This is a genomic window from Synergistota bacterium (genome assembly GCA_025060595.1).
Classification (GTDB): domain Bacteria; phylum Synergistota; class GBS-1; order GBS-1; family GBS-1; genus 42-11.
In genome coordinates, this window is record JANXBX010000003.1 from 155,608 (window position 1) to 178,755 (window position 23,148).

At 40.1% G+C, this 23,148-nt stretch carries 23 protein-coding genes; all 23 read right to left on the reverse strand.

Annotated features, from left to right (window positions below; genetic code table 11):
- Positions 1-2 precede the first annotated feature (2 nt).
- The gene (locus NZ900_03255) at positions 3-1,055 is read right to left on the reverse strand and encodes a bifunctional phosphoglucose/phosphomannose isomerase (protein ID MCS7233113.1); all 1,053 of its coding nucleotides are present in this window, start codon (positions 1,053-1,055) and stop codon (positions 3-5) included.
- A 22-nt stretch (positions 1,056-1,077) separates the two neighbouring features.
- Positions 1,078-1,800 (reverse strand): LPS export ABC transporter ATP-binding protein, encoded by a 723-nt coding sequence (lptB, locus tag NZ900_03260; GenBank protein ID MCS7233114.1) that lies wholly within the window; start codon positions 1,798-1,800, stop codon positions 1,078-1,080.
- Position 1,801: 1 nt separating this feature from the next.
- Entirely contained in the window at positions 1,802-2,584 is a 783-nt protein-coding gene (locus NZ900_03265; GenBank protein MCS7233115.1) for a hypothetical protein, read from the reverse strand.
- A protein-coding gene (gene prfB / locus NZ900_03270) for a peptide chain release factor 2 (GenBank protein ID MCS7233116.1) occupies positions 2,581-3,709 on the reverse strand; the annotation gives its coding sequence in 2 pieces (ribosomal slippage) (positions 2,581-3,639 and positions 3,641-3,709; 1,128 coding nt in all). Before prfB ends, NZ900_03265 begins: the two co-directional genes overlap by 4 nt.
- Positions 3,710-3,721: 12 nt before the next feature.
- Complete coding sequence (locus NZ900_03275) at positions 3,722-4,366, reverse strand: MBL fold metallo-hydrolase (protein ID MCS7233117.1); 645 nt, start codon at positions 4,364-4,366, stop codon at positions 3,722-3,724.
- Between the two features lie 16 nt (positions 4,367-4,382).
- Positions 4,383-6,260 (reverse strand): ATP-binding protein, encoded by a 1,878-nt coding sequence (locus NZ900_03280; GenBank protein MCS7233118.1) that lies wholly within the window; start codon positions 6,258-6,260, stop codon positions 4,383-4,385.
- 2 nt (positions 6,261-6,262) lie between these two features.
- Positions 6,263-7,324 (reverse strand): hypothetical protein, encoded by a 1,062-nt coding sequence (locus tag NZ900_03285; GenBank protein ID MCS7233119.1) that lies wholly within the window; start codon positions 7,322-7,324, stop codon positions 6,263-6,265.
- Positions 7,315-9,624, reverse strand: coding sequence for an SMC family ATPase (locus NZ900_03290; GenBank protein MCS7233120.1), 2,310 nt, complete (start codon positions 9,622-9,624; stop codon positions 7,315-7,317). The genes NZ900_03285 and NZ900_03290 overlap by 10 nt, the downstream gene beginning before the upstream one ends.
- Positions 9,611-10,774 carry a metallophosphoesterase gene (locus NZ900_03295; GenBank protein MCS7233121.1) on the reverse strand — a complete coding sequence of 388 codons (1,164 nt, stop codon included), beginning with the start codon at positions 10,772-10,774 and terminating at the stop codon, positions 9,611-9,613. The genes NZ900_03290 and NZ900_03295 overlap by 14 nt, the downstream gene beginning before the upstream one ends.
- Positions 10,775-10,818: 44 nt before the next feature.
- Positions 10,819-12,210 (reverse strand): Rne/Rng family ribonuclease, encoded by a 1,392-nt coding sequence (locus NZ900_03300; GenBank protein MCS7233122.1) that lies wholly within the window; start codon positions 12,208-12,210, stop codon positions 10,819-10,821.
- Positions 12,191-12,802: a TIGR03936 family radical SAM-associated protein gene (locus NZ900_03305; protein MCS7233123.1), complete on the reverse strand. Its 612-nt coding sequence runs from the start codon at positions 12,800-12,802 to the stop codon at positions 12,191-12,193. Before NZ900_03305 ends, NZ900_03300 begins: the two co-directional genes overlap by 20 nt.
- Positions 12,780-14,561 (reverse strand): TIGR03960 family B12-binding radical SAM protein, encoded by a 1,782-nt coding sequence (locus NZ900_03310; protein MCS7233124.1) that lies wholly within the window; start codon positions 14,559-14,561, stop codon positions 12,780-12,782. The genes NZ900_03305 and NZ900_03310 overlap by 23 nt, the downstream gene beginning before the upstream one ends.
- Positions 14,562-14,564: 3 nt before the next feature.
- The gene (gene rodA, locus NZ900_03315) at positions 14,565-15,641 is read right to left on the reverse strand and encodes a rod shape-determining protein RodA (protein MCS7233125.1); all 1,077 of its coding nucleotides are present in this window, start codon (positions 15,639-15,641) and stop codon (positions 14,565-14,567) included.
- A gap of 3 nt (positions 15,642-15,644) precedes the next feature.
- The gene (gene minE, locus NZ900_03320) at positions 15,645-15,920 is read right to left on the reverse strand and encodes a cell division topological specificity factor MinE (GenBank protein ID MCS7233126.1); all 276 of its coding nucleotides are present in this window, start codon (positions 15,918-15,920) and stop codon (positions 15,645-15,647) included.
- Positions 15,921-15,925: 5 nt separating this feature from the next.
- Positions 15,926-16,726: a septum site-determining protein MinD gene (gene minD / locus NZ900_03325; protein MCS7233127.1), complete on the reverse strand. Its 801-nt coding sequence runs from the start codon at positions 16,724-16,726 to the stop codon at positions 15,926-15,928.
- 4 nt (positions 16,727-16,730) lie between these two features.
- Positions 16,731-17,360, reverse strand: coding sequence for a hypothetical protein (locus NZ900_03330; GenBank protein MCS7233128.1), 630 nt, complete (start codon positions 17,358-17,360; stop codon positions 16,731-16,733).
- A complete protein-coding gene (gene mrdA, locus NZ900_03335; GenBank protein ID MCS7233129.1) occupies positions 17,332-19,107 on the reverse strand; it encodes a penicillin-binding protein 2 in 1,776 nt (591 codons plus the stop codon). Before mrdA ends, NZ900_03330 begins: the two co-directional genes overlap by 29 nt.
- A complete protein-coding gene (locus NZ900_03340; protein MCS7233130.1) occupies positions 19,104-19,547 on the reverse strand; it encodes a hypothetical protein in 444 nt (147 codons plus the stop codon). Before NZ900_03340 ends, mrdA begins: the two co-directional genes overlap by 4 nt.
- Positions 19,548-19,569: 22 nt before the next feature.
- Entirely contained in the window at positions 19,570-20,340 is a 771-nt protein-coding gene (mreC, locus tag NZ900_03345; GenBank protein MCS7233131.1) for a rod shape-determining protein MreC, read from the reverse strand.
- Positions 20,341-21,381: a rod shape-determining protein gene (locus NZ900_03350; GenBank protein ID MCS7233132.1), complete on the reverse strand. Its 1,041-nt coding sequence runs from the start codon at positions 21,379-21,381 to the stop codon at positions 20,341-20,343.
- 4 nt (positions 21,382-21,385) lie between these two features.
- Positions 21,386-22,078, reverse strand: coding sequence for a DNA repair protein RadC (radC, locus tag NZ900_03355; GenBank protein ID MCS7233133.1), 693 nt, complete (start codon positions 22,076-22,078; stop codon positions 21,386-21,388).
- Positions 22,056-22,685: an MBL fold metallo-hydrolase gene (locus NZ900_03360; GenBank protein MCS7233134.1), complete on the reverse strand. Its 630-nt coding sequence runs from the start codon at positions 22,683-22,685 to the stop codon at positions 22,056-22,058. The genes radC and NZ900_03360 overlap by 23 nt, the downstream gene beginning before the upstream one ends.
- Positions 22,682-23,146: a D-aminoacyl-tRNA deacylase gene (gene dtd / locus NZ900_03365; protein MCS7233135.1), complete on the reverse strand. Its 465-nt coding sequence runs from the start codon at positions 23,144-23,146 to the stop codon at positions 22,682-22,684. Before dtd ends, NZ900_03360 begins: the two co-directional genes overlap by 4 nt.
- Positions 23,147-23,148 lie beyond the last annotated feature (2 nt).

Consider the following 23,148-nt stretch of genomic DNA (forward strand, 5'->3'; position numbering starts at 1 on the left):
TTTCACAAATGTTTTGCCATCTCATTTTTAAGTTTATTTATTATACTCACTGGAGTTGGATCTACTCCATTAAGATAAGCTAGATATAAACTGACAAAATCTCCAAAGTATATTAGACTGTAAAGAAGAGCCATCTCGCTTTCCCCTTTCCCCTCCACCTCTTTCCAACCACCAATATTCCCCACAATTAAGCTTCTTGTGATATCAAACCTCAAAGATGTTCTCCTATTCTCCTTAGAGTGCCTTAAAGCAACAACCTTAAATATACCTTTAAAGCTTTCACTCATCCATCCCACAATTTCGTTATGATCAAGCTCGGGAAGCTCACAGGAGTAAGCAGGCTGTTTACTATTTTCGTTAAACTGGGTTTTCCATCTATAAGCTGCAACCCTTCCTACACCCTCATCACCATATATTAGAGGAACGCTCCCCTTAAGCCATAATGCTAAATCTTTTGCCCCGTTACGGGAAAGCGATACCTCTGGAGCAAGCTCCTCTCTTAATCCTCTAAGGACAGAAATCGTTTCTTCAAAACCTCTATCGAAATTAACAATATTAAATCTGCTCATAAACACTAAGAGAGGAACCGAAAGATAACCCAATGCTCCTCTCGGCTGAAAACCTGATGGCACCTTAAAATGGAAAACACCCTTTAATTTAGCCATTTCTTCAAGCTTTCCACCACTGCTTAAAAAAATAGCCTTAGATCCTCTCTTTAAGCCTATCTCGCAAGCTGAAAGCGTTTCTTCCGTATCTCCAGAGTAGCTAACCCCTAAAAGTAAGGTATCTTTATCGACCCAAGAGGGAAGCTCATATCCACGAACTACTTCAACAAATACCCTAGAACTCTGCCTTAAAAGAACTCTAAGTATATCCCCACCAACAGCTGAACCTCCCATACCTACTACCACTATGTTTTTAAACTCAAGCCTGGGCAAGTCACAACTTAGGGCTCTTCTAAATGCATCCTCAAACTGTTCAGGAAAGGACAAAAGGGTTTTCATACTCCCACCAGGATCGCAAAGGGACAAATCCAATGAGTCTAAGTTTACCACACTTTATCCCTCCTTAAAATACTTAAAGAACAAACTTTTCTCCCAAATAGAGCTTTCTTGCTGCTTTGCTCCTTGCCACAACGCCAGGCGGCCCCTCTATTAAAATTTTCCCTCCATGAATAAGATAAGCTCTATCAGTTATAGATAAAGTCTCTCGAACGTTGTGATCCGTTAAAAGTATTCCTATACCTTGTTCTTTCAATGAAAGTATCATTCTCTGAATATCATAAACCGTTATAGGATCTATCCCGGAAAAAGGCTCATCAAGTAAAAGAAAAAGAGGAGCCCCAACCATAGCTCTAGCTATCTCAACTCTTCTTCTCTCACCACCTGAAAGAGAAAAACCCTTATAATCTGCTATTTCCACAAGACCAAAATCTTCAAGTATCTTCTCTAAGAGCTTCTTACGCCTAGATGGGGGTACCCCCATCCCATCCATCGCAAGCAGGAGATTTTCTTTAACCGTTAAATCTCTAAAAACGGACGGCTCCTGAGGAAGATAAGCTATACCAGCCCGAGCTCTTTTATACATTGGCACATTGGTAATGTCAATATCATCTAAAAAAATTTTACCAGAATCAGGCTTTATCAAACCAACGATCATATAAAAAGTGGTAGTTTTACCAGCACCGTTTGGACCAAGCAAACCTACAATTTCTCCTTCCCTAACTGATAGGGATACTTCCTTTATAACTTCTCTTCCACTAAAAACCTTTACCAAGCTTTCGCCACGGAGAACAGCCATCTCAGTGTATTACCATCCTAGTTTCCCCAACCGCTCGCATAACCCCCGTATCAACATTGTATATTATCTCATTAGCACGAAGCTCAGTTTTATCTTTAAAGGCAGAGGCCTTTCCTGATATCTTCACTACTCCCGAAGTTACATCGTAAAATCCTTCGTCTGCCTTAGCCTGAAAGATACTTTTATCCCTAACATGCTTAATAAAAACATTCCCTAAAGCCCTGATATTTTTTATTTTTCCTTCATTGTCAAGTGACATATTCGCCTTAAGGGCGGTTATCAAGATGCTCTTAGACTTATCTTCATAACTTGGAGATTCTATTTCAGCTTCGCTTCCCTCAAGGAGTATTTCAGAAGCTTTAAGAACAGATTCCTTAACCGTTATGATAGGAGACTCGTAAGCTCTAAACTTATCTTTACCATAGGCTTCAAGCTTTCCACATTCAAGCTTCAACCCATCTTTAGTTAAAAGAAGCACCTTCCCTTGCGCTAAGTATTTCTCAGATTTAGAATCAAAGCTGACCTTCTGGGCTACTAACCTTCCCTTTTCATCCTCTACGGTCACGTTTCCCTCAAGAAAAGCATCTTGCGTTTTAAAGTTAACCCAACCCTTATCCGCAGAAGCCTTTCTATCTCCCCAAAACAGTCTGACATTCCCCAACGCTTCCATAATATCCTTTTCCGGATAATAAAGAACCTTATCAGCGATTAGCTTAACTTCTAAAGCTATGGAAAAGGAACATATAAAAGATAGTGATAAAACAAGCAAAGCTATCCTTCTCATGGTACCACCTTCTTACCACCTAATGCAATCCAGCGAAGATAGGCATCTATAAAGGGATCTATGTCTCCATCTATAACCTTCAAAGCGTTAGTAACTTCAAAACCTGTTCTATGGTCCTTAACCAAAGTATAAGGATGAAAAACATAGGATCTTATCTGACTTCCCCAAGCTATTTCCCTCTTTTCCCCTTTTAACTTCTCTAACTCTTCCATCTTCTTCCTTCTCTCAAGTTCATATAGTTTACTTTTCAAAATCCTTAACGCAGTCATTCTATTCTGATATTGAGACCTTTCGTTTTGACAAGAAACAACAATACCTGTAGGAATATGAACTATCCTAACAGCGCTATCAGTGGTATTTACATACTGACCTCCCCTACCACTCGCTCTAAAGGTATCTATCTTAAGATCTTCTTCCTTTATCTCTACCTCTACATCCTCGGATATCTCAGGTATAACCTCAACAGAGGCAAAAGAAGTATGCCTCCTTTTAGAGGCATCAAAGGGAGAGATTCTAACAAGCCTGTGAACCCCATTCTCTCCCTTTAATAAACCATAGGCATACTCCCCCTCAATTAATATAGTAGCGCTTTTTATACCCGCATCTTCAGCCTCCTGATATTCAAGAACCTTCACTCCAAAACCTTTGTCTTCAGCCCACCTCATATACATTCTAAGAAGCATATAAGCCCAGTCTTGAGATTCCGTACCACCTGCTCCAGGATGAATAGAAAGTATAGCATTCGAATTATCGAATTCGTCGGAAAGAAACACCTTTCTTTCCCAATCAAGAATATCATTCTCCAAATTACCAAGTTCCTTAATAAGCTCCTCTCCTAAAGCATCATCATACTCTTCTCTTAAAAGATCAAAAAAAGCTTTTATATCCTCTATCCTTTTTTCCGTATGCGTAACAGCAAAAAGGGTCTTCTCGATTTCCTTTAACTTCTTCGCCGCTTTTTGAGTTTCCTCTGCATCCCTCCATGCATCAGGAGAGGCAATCTTTTCCTCAAGAGCGCTTTTTTCAGAAACTAAGCTTGAAACGTCAAAAACAGCTCCGGATGCGCCCCCAGCGTCCCAAAAGCTCCTCAAAGCGTATAAGCATCTCATCTATCTTCATCATGATACTAAAACCTCCTTATCCTTTTCTATATTGCATAACTATCAATTTGGTTTCCTTAGGAAGAGTATAAGGATCTACCTCGATCCAACTTCTGTCAAGAACCTCAACATTCTTCAATCCTGATAAAAATGGCTCAACTCCACTTATAGGAAAGCCTAAAACAGGCGTTTTAAAATGCATAGGTATAGCAATCTTAGGATTAAGCTCCGCTAAGATCTTTCGAGCATCTCCCCCATCTATGGTGTAAAAACCACCAACAGGAATAAACAAAACATCAACTCTGCCAAAGTTAGAAAGCTGAGCTGGCGTAGGGACATGTCCCAGATCACCAAGATGAACGAGCCTTAAACCATCAGCATCTATTATAAAAGCGATATTTTTGCCCCTTTCCCTACCGGCAGACCTATCATGGAAGAGCTCAACGCCTGATATGCTAACACCCTTGATAGTCCTAAGTTCGGGCGTCATAACCACATAAGGATTACCTTTCACACCCTCAACGTAATTATGGTCAAAGTGATCATGACTAACTAAAACTATGTCAGCCTCATCACGTATAGGTGGATAACCTAAGGCTGGATCATAGGGATCGGTGATTATTTTAACCCCGTTTCTAGTTTCTATTAGAAAGCAAGCATGCCCCAGCCATTCTATCCTCAAATTTTAAACACCTCACTTAAGAGAAATCCCTTAAACTTTCCTTTCCCTCTACTTCCTCACACAAGGGAGAATGAGCGTCCTCTTTCGTCGCCCAAGGAGTTAAAGGAAACCTTATGGTCATAGGAACTCTTAAAAAGGGTTGATCTACTATAAGCTCTCCCTGAAGCAAAGTTGAAGCCCTTTCTCTCTGAGCACCAAAGAGATGGGCATATTCATCTTTCTTAAGTTCCGCTACCTTTTGATGCCCAACAACAACAGTTGAAGCCTGAGTTATCACTCTGTAGTCGACCTCCGATGCAGTTTGCTCAGCTCCTATCATTATTATTCTGAAAGACCTTCCCCTTTCAGCTATGTCCCTAAATATAGCTCCTAATGGCCCTCCGCCAGTCCTCGGCGCATACTTATTGAGTTCATCAAGAAAGATAAATACAGGTTCCGGCCTTCCCGCTGTCTCTTTAAGGTGAAGAACTTCCTTCAATATGGCACCTACAACAAAAACCTGCGCTCTATATCTGAGCTTGGCTATATCTATAACGGTAACCTTACCATTAATATCCCAATCTACCCTATAAGAGGGGGGTTCGTATTTATCAACCATACCGATGAAATCCAACCCCTCAACTGGCTTCCAAACTCTATCAAGGTCAAGCTTAAATGCTGCTTTTAACCTTCTTGCCATTGCCTTTATCGTCTTCTCTTCGAGCTCTTCCTCAGCTAAAAGCCTATTCCTAACATCCTCTGATTTCAAAAATTCTATTAAAGATCTAAAATCAGGAGGAAGGCCCTCTTCCGTTAAAACCTCGTTAGGATCCCTACCACAAACCTTAAGGTAAAGCCTGACCCTTTCTTCTTCATTAAGCGATTCTAAATCCAAACGATATCTCTTCCTTATCTCAGGCTCGTTTAGCTCCTTTTCAACTCTATTTACAAATTTCCTATAGTTATCTTCAAGTATATCAGATAAAGCTGAAACGGCAAGCTGTAAGTTTACATTCTTAGACAGCTCCTCCGGATCAAACATAAGCTCAAGTAAACTCAATTTTATTATATCAATTATATCCCACCCAAATACTTTAACCCCATATGTTCTATGAGCCACATCAGGCTCCGCATCCTTTCTACGCTTGGACGGAGCATAATAGCTCACGTTGCTAAAAGGCTTAGGAGTAAGCTCCATCTTACGGAACATCTCCTCCCATTCTTTCTTCCGCGAACTATTACACCACTCCGTATTCCACTCGTCTAAAAATAGAAGTCCTTCTCCTTTAACATTAAAAACAATAGCTCTAGAGTTAGCAAGCTCCCTTAAGGAAGCATCCTCCTTAGCAAGCTTCTTTCCTGTCTCCAAAAGAGAGTAAAGCAAAAACGTAGCGTAAGAGGTCTTAGCGGCAACTCCCGATACCCCTGATACGTTTATATGAGCACCGTTATCCCCAAGTATGTAAGCTAAATCCAGGTAGGCTACCCCTCCGTTAAGCAATATTCCAACGGGAAGAGCTCTTTTTCTTCTTTTAAGGGAAACAAAATCATAAACCTCATCAGACTCTCCCTCTTCGACGAGAAAGGCAGGAGCACCAGGAGGGGGAGGAACAGAGACGAAGGGCTCTATCCGTGTTACCACAACTCGAGCAAGGTAAACAGGCAAGATAAAGCTTCTTTTAGAAGTGACCAATGCTTCTTCAAAACCTCTCATTCCGTCGCTATCCCATCTCGTTTCTATTTCAACTATAACCCCATAAGTGGTCACTCTCTTAAAATTGCCGTAGTTAAAATTAACTTTAACCATATCATCCACTTGAAGCATTCTAAGGGGTTCGCCGTTCTCCTCATCAATTTCTATTCTTAACCAGAACTCATACGGGGTTATAGTTTTAAGACCGCTTACGCTACCCACCCTCAAGATAATCCCCCCTTCTTCAAAAGAGAACTTAGATAACTATTCCACAAAAAGAAAGATGAAAGATAAGATTCCAGGGAATAAACTATAGGTAGATTTTCAGGACTCCTCGGAAGGTTACATCCCTTCATAGTCATTGAAGAAATAAATAGGGCTAAGGAATCAAAAGCCTCTGAAATTTCCCTCTTCAAAATATCTCTTTTATCCCCGCTTTCAAAATCCCTTCTTAAAACAAGAGTTTCCAAACGAACTATCCCTTTTATAGGGTTTTCTCCGCTTTCAATATCAATAAGCCTCAAATAACACATGACCCTTAGTATATCTTCCGTTTCTCTGAGATAAACAGTATAGAAGGGAGTTCTCTCTCCCTTGCGTAAGCTTTGCACCAAAGATAGAAAATCCTGAGAAAGATGCTCCTTAATAATTCTTTTAACAAGCCCTACTGGCCCGTATTCTCTCCCTATAAAAGTAGGTGACCCTGGATGCATAGTTCCATCTTTAATTATGAAGCCTTCCCTCTTTAAAACCATTTCTCCTAAATAAGCTCTTTCCTCGTTAAGAAGCAGATTATTAACGCTCTTTGAAATTCTATCCTCTCCCTCAGAAGCAAGCTCCACAATCTCGAAGGGAAACCTCTCAAGGGTTGGGAAATAAGCTTCGCGTTCAAGAATCCTTCTTACTAAGCTTCCAGATAATATTAAAAACCTTTTGATTAATGGGTCTTTACAGGTCCTAATGTAATCCTTACCCCATATCACATGACCAATCACTATTTCCGCAATACACCCCTCTGAACCATCTAAACCATGAAGCCTCCTATGTATTTTTCTAACGCCGTCTATAAAAATAACCTTTTCTAATCTCCTTGGTTTTCTACTTTTATCTATCAGCCAAGATTTCCATAACTCTGTGCTTAGAGGAATTTCATGAAACTCTACCTCTTCAGCAAGACGAGATTCCTTCTCCACACGAGTATGATAAAAAGGAAAATCCTCAGATTCCTGCCAATGATCAGAGTATACCCCATTGTCTTTCAAAAGCTTCAATATATCTAGGCCCATCTGGCCTTACCCCCATTTACGAGGAGCTTCACCGCAAAATAATCAGCAAAGACCGGATCATGAGTTATAATACCTATAAGTTTTCCACTATTATCAAGCTCAGTAAGCTCATGAGCAACCATATCTAAATTCTCTCTATCCAACGGGGAAAAGCCCTCATCTATAAAAAAGGCCTCTAATCCACCTGCTAAAACCTCAGCAATACCCAAGGCCAAAGATAGGGATATCAATACCTTTTCCCCTCCTGAAAGGTCCCTCATGCTTCTTCTTTCCCCACCTATGTCTTCATCAATCACGAAAAGATCTAGCTTTTCCGTAGCTTCTATAAGATACCTACCCTTAGTTAAGCGCGAGAGATAAGAGTTAGCAATATTTGCCGCCTCCATTAAATAGTGAGAAACCAAGAATTTAGGAAAGTTACTATCTGATAAGTTCTTCTTAAGTTCGCTAAGCAAACCAACCTCAGCCTGCAAAATCTCAACCTTACTTTTAAGCGAGTTATAATTTTTTATATCCTTATCTATAGCTTCTAATCTGCTTCTTTTTCTCCAAAGCTCAGCATTTAAAGAATCCCTCTCAGACCTCTTGGCCCTAATATCATTCTCTCTTAAGGTTATTTCCCTCTGAATCTCCTCAAGGGTTAAAGATGTATCTATTCGTGATTCCAAAGCTGCAATTTTTTCGCTCAAAATAGAAAGCTCCTTTTCAACTTCTACAAGCTCATTTTCCAAATTAACTTTTTCGTCACTTAATCCTTTTAAGGAAGCCTTAAGCGAACTCATCTTTAACTTGATTTCCTCTTTTTTCTTTCGAAGCTCTTCCATCTTTGCTTTTTTACGGGCTCTCAAGCCTTCCAAATCTTGTTCTCCAAACTGCTTTTTGATATAGTTAAGCATCTCTTCAAGCAAGCTCCCCTTCTCCTTTAATCTACTTTCAGAAAGAGTTATTTCAGAAATAAGCTCTCTCCTATAGCGTTCCCTCTCCCTAAGTTCTCCCTCAATGCCTGTTAAAGATTTTTCTCTCTCCTGACGTCTTTTTGAAGCATCCTCATAGAGCTTCCTAAGATGTTTTAAGGTCTCGATTTCGATATTCTCCTCCTGCACTAGCGAGGTTATGACAGAACCACACACTGGACACAGATCCCCCACTTTCAAACCCCTTTTAACTTCGTTAGTAAAATATTTCTCGCGAGCCCTCTCATAACTCTCCTTAAGCTTCTCTTCCTCCTCTCTCAAATATTCACAGTTCTGTTTCTCTTCCTTAAGCTTTTTAAGAAGTACATCTATTTCTTCTTCTATCCTCTTAACTTTGTATACTTTGCTTTTGAACTCATTTTCTAAAGAAGAAAACTCCGTTTTTAAGGGAAGAATTTTATCCCAAACAGACTCAAGAGTTTCAAATAGGCTTCGCTCCTTTTCATAATCATCCTCTACGCTTTCCAATAGCGAAATGAGTCTCTTTTCAATATCTGAACCCTCTGATATTTTATTCTCTATCTCCGAAAGCCTTAGCAAAGCTCTATCTTTCCTCCTCCTTAGGCTCTCCATTAGCTCTTTATCCCTCGCTAACTCTTTAAGAGCGCTTTCCTTGCCTCTAAGCTCATTAAGCGCTTTTTCCAAAGCCTCTATTTCTCTAGCTATCTTAGATATCTCAAACTCAAGCTCATCTATCTGAGGCAATATCCTCTCTTTCTCTTTCTTAAGCTCCTCCAAGTTAATTGCGCTAATTTGAGCAGTATAAACTCTAAGCTCCCCCTCCTTTCCCTTCAGGTCAGATTCAGCATACTCAGCGATACGAGAAAGTTTATTACCGCTTAAAAGCTCTTTTAAAACCTTCATTCTATCTGTACCTGTGAGCTCCAAAAACCTGGTTATCTCACCCTGCGGAAGCAAAACCGTAGTCTTAAAAGTTTCGCTAGTTAAACCTATGAGCCTCTCTATTCTCTTTGAAGCCTCTATAGAGGAAGCTATCCTTTCCATGGTATCCAAACACTCTAAATAAACAGACCCCTTCCTTGTGGACTCAATCACTTCTCTCTTTATCCTCCAGCGCTTACCATGATGAGAAAATTCAAGCTCTACTAAAGCTTTACCATCGTTAGACTCCCTATTAACCACTCCCTCATATCCAGTTCCATGCCTTAAAGTTCTGCCAAACAAGGCAAAGTATATCGCTTCAAGGATACTACTCTTGCCAGCTCCATTAGGTCCCTGAATAACAAAAACCTCTTTCCCTACGAATGATATATCAACATCTCGAAGCCCCATAAAGTTCCTCACCACAAGCCTAAGAGGCTTCATCCTCTTCTTCCACCTTCCTAAAATAATACCTAAATCTCTCTAGAAGCGAGCGATCCTCAACTCCCTTCAGTTTAAGATACTCTCTGAACATCTCAACAAGGTCTCCACTCTTGGAAATCCTGACACTCCTTTGATCTTCTCTATCGCCTCTATCCAACTTTACCTTTACTATTCTCTCGTCCATGGAAAAAACTCTATTAATATAAAAGGAAGATGAGAAGAAAGGCCCCTTTGACATATCTAACTCAACTCTAATATAAGCATCCTCCTTTAAGGATTCCAACATATCTTTAAGGACATCCAAATCCGAAGCTAAAACCTTGAGGGTCTTTAGCTCCTTAGAGGTAATCTTTATAGGCTCGACTTTCACCTCACTCCCTTCCTCAATCTCAACCCATAAGGCACCAACTAAGTTGCCTTCCTCCTTAAACCCTATTCTAATCAACCCCCCACAGTAGTAGGAGGGAACAGATGTTCCTGGAACCTTCATTTGAGAGTGAACATGTCCTAAGGCAACATAATCGAAAACTTCGCTACTTAAAAAATCCTTTGGTACAAAAAGCTCAGATAAAATGGTAATTTCATTTTGATAGGGAAGCCCCTCGACAGATAGGTGTCCAACGAGAATATTCCATCTATCAAGTTTAGCAAACTTCTTAAGCTCATTTTTGTAGTCAGAAAGTAGCTTCCTTGCTTGATCTTGAAGCTCAGATGCTCGATATTTCTTCAGCAAATTTCGTAATGGAAAATAAGGAAAGTAAAAGATTCTCAATCCATCTATTTCCTCAAACGGGCTCTCACAAAGAGATGATAATATATGTATACCCATACGGGAGGAAAAAGGATGATAAGTAGCAAGGCCTCGCCAATCATGATTACCCAACACAATGACAACAGGGGCTATTTTAGAAAAATCTATTATCAAGGATAAAACCTCTTTCGCCTCAATTTCAGATGGAGCAACGTAATGATCAAAGATATCACCGCAGATTAGGATACAATCAGGCTTATTCTTATAGCTATAATCATATATCTCTTCCAGTGCCCTCCTTATCTCTGGATTTCTATCCACAGCGCGAGGAGAATCCTTCCAAGACACACGTCCCCAATGCCAATCAGCTGTCTGAAGCAATCTAATAGATCGTCGCATTCTAGATCACCTCAAGGGCAATTATATCATAATATATAATTAAACTAACTTTTCGCCCTAAGCCTGAAAGTATCAAAGGAAATATTGGGATCTTCAACAATTTCTATAGTCCTGCTATAATCTTTTTCCCACTCCTCCTTCACTTTATTCAAAGATCCCTTCAAAGCAGGGTTCACCACTATCTCTATGATTTGAGTATTATTAGAAGATAAGAACTTTTTCAAACGCCTTTTAATATCCATGATAAGAGTATCTTCGCTTAAAACCCAGCCTCTTCCATCACAATAAGGACAAGTCATACCAAGACGTTCTATCAGATCTGGTCCTTCACGCTCTCTCGTAAGCTCAAGAAGGCCTAATGGGCTAAAAGAGCATATCTCTACTTCCCTCTTATCCTTTTTAAGCTCTAAAGCCAATTCTTTTATTAGCGTCTCTTTATTCTTGTCATTTTTCATATCTATAAAATCTATAATAACTATGCCCCCTATACCTCTTAACCTAAGCTGACGAGCTATCTCCTTCGCCGCTTCTATATTAGTCGTCAAAGCCGTTTTTTCAAAGCTTTCTCCCCCAACGAAGCTTGAGGTATTTACATCTATAACCGTCAAGGCTTCAGCCCTATCTATTACCACCTCACCACCACATTTCAATGGAACCTTCCTCAGAAGAAGCTTATTAAGCTCATCTTCCACCCCATAAGCCTCAAATAGAGAGAGAAAAGGATTGTCATGATAGACAAAGTTAACATCAGCCTCTCCCCTATTCCACCCATCTATTATCTTCTTGACTTCTGACAAGGCTTCAATATTATCAGAACATATTTCCTTAACTTCAGGAGAATACCAATCCCTTAAAACCTTCTTAATAAGAGGAGGCTCAGAGTAAAGAAGGGAAGGAGCTGGTAAAGAATAAAATTTTTCCATTATTTCAGACCATAATGAGAGAAGCTCAGAAAGCTCATTTAATATAACATCATCGCTTTCCCCCCAACTTACAGTTCGAGCTACAGCACCGAAACCAGGCGGTAGGGATCTTTCAAGGAGCTCTTTAAGCCTTTTCCTTTCCGACGGTTTATTTATTCTCCGTGAAACCCCTATCCTATCGGAACCTGGAAGAAGAAGTATATAGTGGCCAGGAAGGGAAACCCTCGAGGTAAGTCTCGGTCCCTTAAGTTCCTTTCCCTCCCTTGCAACTTGGATGATTATTTCCTCTCCCGCTCTAATACTTCTGTCTAAGTCCTTGAATGGAAGAAAACCGTTTTTTCCTATGCCTATGTTTATAAAAGCAGCTCCCATGCCAGGCAGAACCCTTTCGACCCTTCCTTTATATATATTTCCAACTATGTCCTTGATCCATGGCCTTTCTATAAAGAATTCAACCAGAGCCCCATCCTCAAGCAAAGCTATACGTGTCTCCTCATCCACACTTATTAACATACTTATCAAGTTGCTCAACCTCCCCAAAGGGATTAATAATTATCTCCCCCTCAAACTTCCACAAACCAAGCCTTCTTATAAGACACATATCCTCCCATGAAAGACCTAAAGAAAAAAGAACTTTAACTATACCTGAGGACTCACCCTTCTGAAAGAGAAAGATCCTATAAGTCTTGGTGGAGCGCTTTTCCAATTTATATAAAATATCTCCGAGAGCCTTAAAATCTAAGTCTCTCTCCTCTCTTAAGAAAAGATCATAAATAGAGAAATTTACAAACTTAGATATCTCAAAGCTGGGAGATACTTCACATCTTAAAATATGGAGCTCCTCGGGAAGCTCTCTATTCAACTTGTACATAACCTGAACAGGATCCTCAGGTTTTTCAAGTTCTAAGTCAAAATACTCCTTTAAACCCTCCACTCCAAGGGGAAGGGGAATTCCTAAATTTATTCTCATTTGAGGAGAAAATCCAGAGCTATAACTTATGGGAATCAAAGCTCTTCTTATGGCCCGCTTCAAGGAATTAAGCCAATCAAGATGTGATACAAACCTAAAAATACCTATCTTTCTATGTTCCAAGCGCAATTTCATTTCTAACTCCATATTTATGACATACTCCACAATTAGAGCATAAGCCAAATCTACAATCCCTAGTGGTTTCACCCTTAAGAGCTCTTTCGTGTTCTTTAATGAGGAATTCTTTTGAAATTCCACTATCTATGAAATCCCACGGGAGAGCCTCAGTATAAGACGGCTTTCTCTGAGCATACCAATAAGGATCAATCCCCTCCTCCTCAAAAGAGGAAAGCCATATATTCATATTAAGCTGTTCATTCCAACCATCGAAACGAGCCCCTCTTTTCCAAGCCCTTTCAATAACATTAGCAAGCTTTTCGTCTCCACGAGATAAAACCGCTTCCAAAAAGCTTAGATTAACATCATGATAGTGAATTTCTATATCCCTTCCCTTTAAGGAGCCTTTTACAAACCTTAACGTCTCAAGAAGATAATCCAAGGGAAATTGACCTTCCCACTGAAATGGAGTATGAGCCTTCGGGACGAAAGAAGCTAAGCTCACAGACAGAGAAAATCTCCTACTAAATCTTTTACCCAATCTATGAACTTCCTTAATTAACGAAACCAGCCCATTTATATCCTCTTCACTCTCAGTAGGTAACCCAACCATAAAATATAACTTAACTCTATTCCAACCCCTTCTAGCAAGCTCCTCTATCGTTCTAAATATATCATCATCACTAATATTTTTATTTATTACATCCCTAAGCCTTTGCGTTCCAGCTTCGGGAGCAAAGGTGAGAGTCGTCTTCTTACCACTACCTATAATCTCGTCAACCAAGCTAACAGAAAACCCATCCATCCTAAGAGATGGAAGGGAAAAGTTCACTCTAAGGCCTAATTTTTTCAATTCATTCTTTATAGAAAAAAGAGCCTCCTTAATTACAGAATAATCACAAGAAGCTAAAGAAGTTAAGGACATTTCCTCATAACCAGTTGAAGAAACCAAACTTTTAGCAAGCTCAACCACCCTTTTAAGGCTTCTTTCTCTCACAGGTCTATATATCATACCAGCTTGGCAGAATCTACAACCTCGAGCGCATCCTCTAAAAACCTCAACAGAAACCCTATCATGTACGATCTCACACCAAGGTACAAGATCCGTCATCGGATAAAAGGCCTCATCCAAGTTTGGAAGTATGCATCTTTTTACTACCTGCTTATTTGAAAATAGAGGAACCCAAAGCCATGGGAAACGCTTGTCTGCCTCCGATAGAAACTCCTCTCTCTTAAAACCGTATTTTTTACACTCTCTGTAAAACTTTAAAAGCTCTAAAAAGGACTCCTCTCCATCTCCTACAAGGAAACAGTCGAAAAATGGAGCAAAAATCTGAGCTGTAAAAGCCCCAGGGCCACCGCCGATCACTATAGGATGCTTTTCTTGTCTATCCTCCGTCCTTAAGGGTATTCCTCCAAGATCAAGGAGAGTTAAGATATTTGTAGCATTCATCTCATATTGAAGAGTTATACCTAGAAAATCAAAATCCTTAAGAGGAGTATCACTCTCATAAGAGCTTAGGAAATCCCCGCTTTTTCTTATATAGTCCTCCGCATCTATCCAAGGAACATAAGCTCTTTCAACGGCGAGCCAATCAAATCTATTCAGGTGCCAATAGAGTATCTTATAACCAAGATAAGACATACCTATTTCATAGGTATCAGGATAAGCAAGGCAGACCCTAACATCTACCTTTTCCCAATCCTTAAAAGGGGTATTCCACTCTTTACCTATATATCTTGAAGGGCGAGACACAAGAGAAAGCCATTTCCTCATTCCTTAAGACTCCCTAATAATCCTCCCCCTATAAACGCTTAAAACCAAACCTATGCATATCATAAAAGATAAGGTTGCACTACCTCCGTAACTGAAGAATGGAAGAGGTAACCCTTTAACGGGTATAAGTCCGATAGTCATAGCTATGTTCACAAATATATGTAAGAAGAATAGAGAAACAACTCCCGATGCTATATAAAAACCTTCCTTATCCTTGGAAAGAAGCGCTATTTTATAAATCCTCCATATAAGCAAAGTATAAAGAAGGATAAGCAAGGAAGTCCCTAAAAAGCCAAACTCTTCCCCCCAGACGCAGAATATAAAATCGGTGTGATGCTCTGGAAGAAATCTAAGCTTATGCTGTAAACCATTTAAAAAGCCAGCTCCCAGAACCCCACCTGAACCCAAGGATATCTTCGATTGAAGAAGATTATATCCAACTCCAAGAGGATCATATTCTGGATCTAAAAAAGCAAGTAGCCTCCTTTTTTGATAATCCTTAAGAAACTCCCATAAGATCGGAATGGAGCCTATAGAAGCAAGCATGGTAACGAAAAAATACCTTAAATGCGAAGAAGATAAGAAAAGATAAACCAGGAAAAAGAAGATCATTACTCCTGAGGTACCCAAGTCAGGTTGTTTGGCTATAAGTAAAGCTGGGAGGAGAGAGTACAAGCTAAGCTCGACCACTTCTCCCCATCTTTCTATTCCACCCTTTAAAGCTAAAATACGAGAGTAAAGAAGTATCATTACAGGCTTTATAAACTCAGAAGGCTGAAATGAAAAACCAAATATAACAAGCCATCTTTTAGCTCCTCCCGCTCCTCTCCCAAAAACTAAAACCAAGAGCAGAAGCCCGATAAAAGCTACATAAAGAAGGTTACTAAGCTTAATTAAACGATGATAATCATAAAAAGCAAAAATAATACATAAACCGAAACCTATGAGGTTCCAGAAAATTTGTCTATAAAAGAAAGCCTCCTTCTGATTAAGGGTAGCGCTATACAAGTTTAAGGTTCCTAAAATCATTAATAAAAAAAGGATCACCAAAAGAGAAAAATCTAATTCCCTAATCCTCAAATTTTATCTCTCCAAACTCCTCGATGGTGACCTACCTATAACAGGGACGCTTATAAAGAGAAAGGTCTCTCCCTTTTCCCTCTTAACTTTCATTTCAACTCTATCCCTATCATAGCTAACATAATCCCTAAGAACCATAAGTATCTTATCCATCATCTCTATCATCTCGTTTCGCGTAAGTTCCGCTCTATCGTGTTTAACCATTATTTCAAGTCTGCTTTTAGCTATCTGCGAAGATTGCTCTCCTCTCTTAAATAAACCCTTAAAAAGCGAAAACAAGGCTATCACCTTCCACCAAAAAGTTTCCTAATCTTACTCCAGAATCCCGTATCCTTCTTCGAAGAAAGCTCAATTAAGGGAACGTCATACCCTTGTAACCTTGCAACTATGTTTTTAAAAGCTTTCGAAGCATCACTATTTTCTCTAAGTATAACTGGTTCTCCCTTATTAGTTGCAACTATAACTTCTTCATCTTCAGGAATTATCCCTAAGAGAGGAATAGCAAGAATATCAAGTACATCTCTGACGCTAAGCATGTCTCCCTTTTCTACCATATCCGCTCTTAATCTGTTAATTATAAGCTGAGGAGTCCCTTTCCCCATGGCTTCGAGTAAACCTATTATCCTATCAGCATCTCTAACCGCAGAAACCTCCGGTGTAGTAACTACTATACCCTTATCAGCTCCTATCGCAGCGTTTCTAAAACCAGATTCTATACCTGCTGGACTATCTATGAGCACATAGTCAAACATCTCTCTTAGTCTAGAACAGACGTCTATCATCTGATCAGGAGAGACAGCCTCTTTGGTCCTTGTTTGAGCGGCAGGAAGCAGAAAAAGAGTTTCAACTCGCTTATCTCTTACAAGAGCCTGCTCAAGCCTACAACTTCCCTCTACCACATCAACTATATTAAATACTATCCTGTTTTCAAGCCCGAGAACGACATCCAAGTTTCTCAATCCTATATCCGCATCAACCGTGACAACTCTCGCTCCCCCTAAAGCCAATCCAATCCCTAGGTTAGCCGTAACCGTCGTCTTACCAACCCCTCCTTTTCCAGAGGTTATCACATAAACCTCTCCCATTTAATCACCCTCCTCGAATAGGCTGAAAACTAATTTTTTCATCAGAGAACAAAATTAAAGCTGGCTTATCCTTTGAAACGTTTGAGGGAATAGAAATTATTCTACCCTTAAGAACAAGAAGAGAAGGAGAAAGTTTTAAGGCTGCAACTACCACTTCTCCTTCACCCTCCATACCTACATATGCACTTCCTCTAAGAGCTCCAAAAACTAAAAGACTTCCACCGACTCTAACCTCTGCTCCTGGATTAACATCCCCTATTATTACAAGGTTTCCCTTACACTCTAGAGAGCTACCTGAACGGAGCGTACCTATGTGAAACGAAGGAAAAACCTTAGATTCTTCTTGAGGATAAACTTGCGGCAAAAATTCCTTAACTACTTTTCTTGTGATAGGATTAAGCGCCTTAACCCCAACAAGCTTTAAAAACGGTTTCTTATAAAACAACTCATCTATAAGCTTATACTCTTCCTTGCTCAACTTTCTCTCACCAAGCTCAAGAAAAACCTTCCCCTCGTTAAAGAAAGACATGTTAAGCTTCTTTTCAAGCTCCTCAATGACACTACTCCAACAAGCCTTATCATCTATTACAATCTTTATTCCACCTTTAACTCCCTTGACCTTTACCGCTTCCATAAACATACCTCCCAAAGAAAAACTCCAAAACCTTCTTTGCCACAGGCACAGCGGCAACCCCACCTGTTCCCCCCTCTTCTACCAAAACGACAATAGCAACCCTAGGATCGTCATAAGGTGCAAAACCTATAAACCAAGCATGCTCTTTACCTCGGGGGTTCTGAGCGCTACCAGTTTTACCCGCTGCTTTTATAATACCATCAGATAAAAGCTTAGCAGTACCCTCAGATACAGCGAGTCTCATTCCCTTTCTGACATGTTCCATAACTTGCTTTGAAAAAGGAAGCTCTCCATAAGGCTCCGGAGAAAATCTCTCAATTATATTACCACTATCATCTACAAGAGCTCTCGCTATTCTGGGCCTATACAATGTCCCACCATTAGCTATAGCTGAAACGAAAGAAAGCATCTGTATAGGAGTAACAAGCAAATAGCTCTGCCCTATTGAAAGATTAATCGTATCACCAGGATACCACGGTTCTTTAAATCTCTTTTTCTTCCACTCCGGTGTAGGAATAAATCCCTTAGACTCCGAAAGTAGATCTATACCGGTTTCCACTCCTAAACCACATCTATTAGCGTAACTTACTATCTTCTCAGCTCCAAGCTCCCTGCCCAAAGTGTAAAAGTAAACATTACAAGACTGAGCTATAGCTTGATAAAGCTCAACAACACCGTGCCCTCCCTCTTTCCAACATTTAAAATCTCTATCACCAACTTTTAAGGAACCTGTGCAAAGAGCTCTTCTCTGAGGGGAAGCAACTCCCTCCGATAAAGAGGATAACGCTACTATAATTTTAAAAAGAGAGCCTGGAGGAAGCTCCGCTTGAATCGCTCGGTTGAACATAGGACGATCAGGATCATCAATTAGCTCTTTCCATTCAGACGAATCCACACCCCATACAAAGCGATTAGGATCAAAGGATGGTTTAGATACTAATGCCAAAATAGAACCATCTCTAGGATCCATCACTATAATACAACCCTTATTATCCCCCAACGCATCATAAGCCACTTTTTGAAGATGTTTATCTATATTTAGCATCAAATTAAAACCATTTTCTGGAGGAACCTCCTTAATAAGAGACATCTCCTTACCGAGAGCATCAACCTCTACTTCCCTATATCCATCTATACCCTTTAGATACTCTTCATAAACGCTCTCAAGCCCCATTTTACCAATATGATCGCCACCTCTATAACCTCTACTACCATAAAGCTTAAGCTCCCTCTCTGAGATTTCAGCCGTATAACCTATAACGTGAGAGAAAAGCTCCCCCCATGGATAAAGTCTTCTTGTATCCACCTCAAGATTAAGGAAATCCTTAGACATTAACCACTCCCTCACATCTATTACCTGGACAAGAGGCATATTATCAACTACAAGAACTGACCAGTAGTTAGAGTAAAACCTCCTTTTATAGTTCTTACAAAGCTCCTCATAAGGAACTTTAAGCTCCTGAGAAAGTTCCTTCAAGAAATCTTCAATGGAGGAATAGTTACCCTTAACTAAAGCAGGTATAAAGGATATGCCATAGGAAGGAAGATTAAAGGCCAAAACCGAACCAGCTCTATCGTATATCATCCCCCTCAAAGCCTTAACGCGAACCAATCTTATCCTGTTTTCCTGAGCAGCGGTCTTATAACGCTCTTCCATGAGAACTTGTATATACCACAGTCTAGCAAGCAGAATAAAGAAAAGAAAAATATAAACGAAAATTAACGTAATTAACCTATTAACCCTCAAACTTTAGTGCCCCCACTCAACCTCATTAAAATTAGACCCATTCCTAAAATCAAAGTATCTATAATAACCCTGCCAAAGAATATAATAAAATTGACATCGTACTCAAGTCTCAATAATCGATAAAAACCAAACTTAAAGGCCTGAAACAAAAATAAAATAGCAAGACCAATCAAAATACTCCTATAGCGAAGCTTAAAGCGAGACCCCCTTATTAAAGAGCTTAATGGATATGCTATTGAAACAAAATAAATGGAGCTAAGACCTATAACGGGTTCCCACCTTAAATCTAACAAAAAACCGCTTAGAAAGGCAAAAAGCAGAGCTTTTACACTGCTTAAGCAACAAGAAGAAGTTATTACAACTACTGCAGCAAGATCAGGAGTTAGGGGACCCAAAAATGGAGATAAAGCCCCTTCAACGCTTAAGGCTAAAAAGAGCAAAGCAAGCCAAACAATAAGAGCTTCACCTCCCCTTTAATATCCATAGATCTCTAAGCTTACTAAAATCCTCAAGAGGTTTAACCTTAATCTCCACAAAACCGCTTCTTCCCTTTACATAGAACACCTTGCCTATAGCTATACCTGCAGGTATCCTTTCCCCCATCCCAGCGGTAACCACATCATCGTTTACTGAGACGTCTCCCTCCTCAGGAATATAAAGTAGCTCACAATAAGAGCCTCCTGTCCCCCTCAAAACCCCAAAGCTCCTTGACCTAACTAAAAGAGCGCCTATTATCGAATTGCGAGAGGTTATCAATCTGACCCTAGATATCCTAGCACTGACCTCAACAACCTCTCCGACAAGCCCCCTTTCCCCTAAAACAGCCATTCCAACGCCAACACCATCATCCTTCCCCTTATCCACAACTAACTCACTGAACCATCTATCTGGAAAGCGATAAACTATCCTACAAGGAATGAAACCCTCTCTCAAGCGAGGCGCTCCATTAAAACCCGACTTAAGAATAGAAAGCTCATGTCTCAGTAAGGAAAGCTCTCTCCTAAGATTAGCATTTTCCCTTACAAGGTTAACGTGCGAACATAAAAAATAAAGAAGCTCCCTTCCCTTCACTAAAGGTAAAGACAAAACCTTTTCCACCGGAAAGGCAAAAGACATATAACCTCTTCTCACAAGCTCTATACCCGACCATCCTCTTAAACTTAAAGAGGATAAAAGAAGGGAAAAGAAGAGGAGAATTCCCATCAAAAACCAGGTTCTTCTCAGACTTTCCAACTATTCTTCTCCTCTCTTAATGCTTAAGAGTACCCTCCTTAAAGTATCAAGCTCCTCAAGAACCTTTCCCGCTCCTAAAGCCACACAATACATAGGATTCTCACTAAGGTATGCCGGAACACCAACCCCCTTACTTACCATCTTATCTAATCCCTTAAGAAGAGAGGTCCCTCCCGTCATAACTATACCTCTATCTATAATATCTGCAGAAAGCTCTGGGGGGGTTTGCTCAAGGACTGCCCTAACAGCTTCGATTATCCTTTGTGCAACCGGCTTTAAAACCTCCCTTATCTCAGAGGAGCTTATCTCCTTAACCCTTGGAACACCATTCCTTAAATCCCTACCCTTAACTTCCATACTAACTTCATCCATATCATCATCTACATTACCTATCGTTTTCTTAATATTCTCAGCCATCTGTTCCCCTATAACGAGCTCATGAACCCTATTCATATACTCCATTATCGCATTATCCATCTCATCACCGGCCACTTTTATGGACTCTCTAACTACTATGCCTCCTAGCGATATAACCGCCACTTCCGTTCTTCCACCACCTATATCAAGAACCATATTCCCACGAGGCTCATGTATAGGAAGACCAGCACCTATAGCGGCAGCGAGAGGCTCCTCTATTAGGTAAGCCTCGCGAGCGCCAGCCTGAAGGGTCGCATCCACAACAGCTCTTCTTTCAACTTCCGTGATTCCAGAAGGAACACAAACAATAACCCTCGGCTTAAACATCCCCTTCCTACCATGAACTTTACTCATAAAGTACCGAAGCATCATCTTAGTAACATCGAAATCAGCTATAACACCATTTCTCATGGGCTTTATTGCTTCTATATCTTGTGGTGTTTTACCTACCATTTTTTTAGCTTCCTCTCCAACAGCTATAATCTCTTTAGTGGCCTTTTGAATGGCAACAACCGATGGCTCAGATATAACGATCCCTTTTCCCCTGACATAAACCACAGTATATGCAGTTCCAAGGTCTATCCCCATATCTTTAGAGAACAAACCTGCTATAAAGTCAAACACAACGCTATCCCTCCTCTAAAACTGCCTTCTTAGCGAAGCTGTAAAACCTTTTATTGCCAATTATTATATGATCATCAAACCTTATATCCATCTTAAAAGCAAGCTCCTTTATCTTCTCCGTTACAAGGATATCTTCCTCACTCGGAGAAGGATCACCAGAAAGATGATTATGAGAAATTATCATCCTAGAAGCATTGGATTTAATAACAGCGCTTATCACCTCTCTAGGGTAAAAAGGACTCTCCGCTAAAGTACCCTGTCCCACCTTTTTTACACCCAAGAGCTTTCCTTTGGCGTCAAGGGATAAAACGTAAATCTCTTCTCTCTCCCAAGAGAACACTCCCTTAAGAAAACGATAAGCTTCAAAAGGATTTAATATCTTTATATAAGGCGAAAAAGGACTTCTTTCAATCCTCTTTACGATCTCAGCTACCGCCTTTATTTGGCATGCTTTAGCTAGACCCATACCTTCTATTCCCTCAAGCTCCTCTAAGGTCGCCTCCAAAAGCCCTTTAAGACCACCAAATGTATTAAGTAACCTTTCCGATAGCTCCAAGACGCTACTTTTATTAGAACCAGTTCTTAAGATAATCGCTAAAAGTTCCGCCTCAGATAAAAAAGAACTTCCATAAAGCTTAAGCTTCTCCCGTGGCTTCTCAGATCCCGGCCTAAGCTTAAACGAGGAACGGGTTTCCATACATCTCCTCCTCTATTGTCGTTTCCTCTCCATGACCAGGATAAACCTTAGTAATTTTAGGAAGCCTAAAAAGCTTATTCCTTATGGAACTTATCAAAGCTTCCCAAGAACTACCAGGGAAATCTGTCCTCCCCACAGATCTACAGAAAAGGGTATCACCAGAAAAGAGTATCCCCACATCTTTCACATAAAAGCAAACGCTCCCAGGAGTATGTCCAGGAGTGTGTATAACCTCAATTTTAAAATTACCAAGCTCTATCAGGTCCCCATTACTGAGGCACATATCAGCTTTAGGAGAGGATATAACGCTCCCTAACCATATAGAGAGATTTAAGGCAGGAGAAGTAAGCATAGATGCGTCTTCCTCATGTATTAGAATTTTAGCATTTTCAAAAGCTCTCTTTAAAGCAGCATTTCCAGCTATGTGATCCGCATGTCCATGAGTATTAAGTATATATTTAAGATCAAAAGGAGCTCTCTTTAAGAAATCTATTATCTCCCATGGATCCCCACCAGGATCAACAACAAGCGCAACTTTATTAATCTCGTCAGCAAGAAGATAGGCATTAGAAGCTAATTCTCCCAAAACCCATCGCTTTAGAATCATCCCCTACGAGGCCTCCTTCTATCCTCGCTATCAAGCATAATCGTAACAGGGCCATCATTATAAATCTTAACAAGCATCATCGCACCAAACTCACCAGTTTCAACCCTGATTCCCCTCTCTCTAAGTCTATTTATAAAAAGTTCATACATCTCCTTACCCTTTTCCGGCGTAGCGGCCTCAGTAAAGCTTGGTCTTCTTCCCTTCCTACAATCAGCATAAAGGGTAAACTGAGAAACAACCAAGGCCTCTCCTCCCACATCTAACAAAGACAGGTTCATTTTGCCATCCATATCAGGAAAAACTCTTAAGTTGACTACTTTATCTATAAGATAATCCAAATCCTCTATGGTATCATTCTGACCAACACCTAAAAGAATCACAAAACCTTTCCCTATCCTTCCCACTTCCTTATCGTTTATGAAAACAGCACCCTCTTTAACGCGTTGTATAAGAGCTCTCACTT

What these genes read in the sequence shown, in the direction of transcription:
- NZ900_03295 (MCS7233121.1), bottom strand. Translation starts at nt 10,774, where the DNA reads ATGCGACGATCTATTAGATTGCTTCAGACAGCTGATTGGCATTGGGGA.
- NZ900_03310 (MCS7233124.1), bottom strand. Translation starts at nt 14,561, where the DNA reads ATGAGGAAATGGCTTTCTCTTGTGTCTCGCCCTTCAAGATATATAGGT.
- NZ900_03330 (MCS7233128.1), bottom strand. Translation starts at nt 17,360, where the DNA reads ATGGAAGCGGTAAAGGTCAAGGGAGTTAAAGGTGGAATAAAGATTGTA.
- NZ900_03300 (MCS7233122.1), bottom strand. Translation starts at nt 12,210, where the DNA reads ATGTTAATAAGTGTGGATGAGGAGACACGTATAGCTTTGCTTGAGGAT.
- NZ900_03360 (MCS7233134.1), bottom strand. Translation starts at nt 22,685, where the DNA reads ATGATTCTAAAGCGATGGGTTTTGGGAGAATTAGCTTCTAATGCCTAT.
- minD (MCS7233127.1), bottom strand. Translation starts at nt 16,726, where the DNA reads ATGGGAGAGGTTTATGTGATAACCTCTGGAAAAGGAGGGGTTGGTAAG.
- NZ900_03305 (MCS7233123.1), bottom strand. Translation starts at nt 12,802, where the DNA reads ATGAAATTGCGCTTGGAACATAGAAAGATAGGTATTTTTAGGTTTGTA.
- radC (MCS7233133.1), bottom strand. Translation starts at nt 22,078, where the DNA reads ATGGAAACCCGTTCCTCGTTTAAGCTTAGGCCGGGATCTGAGAAGCCA.
- NZ900_03265 (MCS7233115.1), bottom strand. Translation starts at nt 2,584, where the DNA reads ATGAGAAGGATAGCTTTGCTTGTTTTATCACTATCTTTTATATGTTCC.
- NZ900_03290 (MCS7233120.1), bottom strand. Translation starts at nt 9,624, where the DNA reads ATGAAGCCTCTTAGGCTTGTGGTGAGGAACTTTATGGGGCTTCGAGAT.
- lptB (MCS7233114.1), bottom strand. Translation starts at nt 1,800, where the DNA reads ATGGCTGTTCTCCGTGGCGAAAGCTTGGTAAAGGTTTTTAGTGGAAGA.
- NZ900_03285 (MCS7233119.1), bottom strand. Translation starts at nt 7,324, where the DNA reads ATGGGCCTAGATATATTGAAGCTTTTGAAAGACAATGGGGTATACTCT.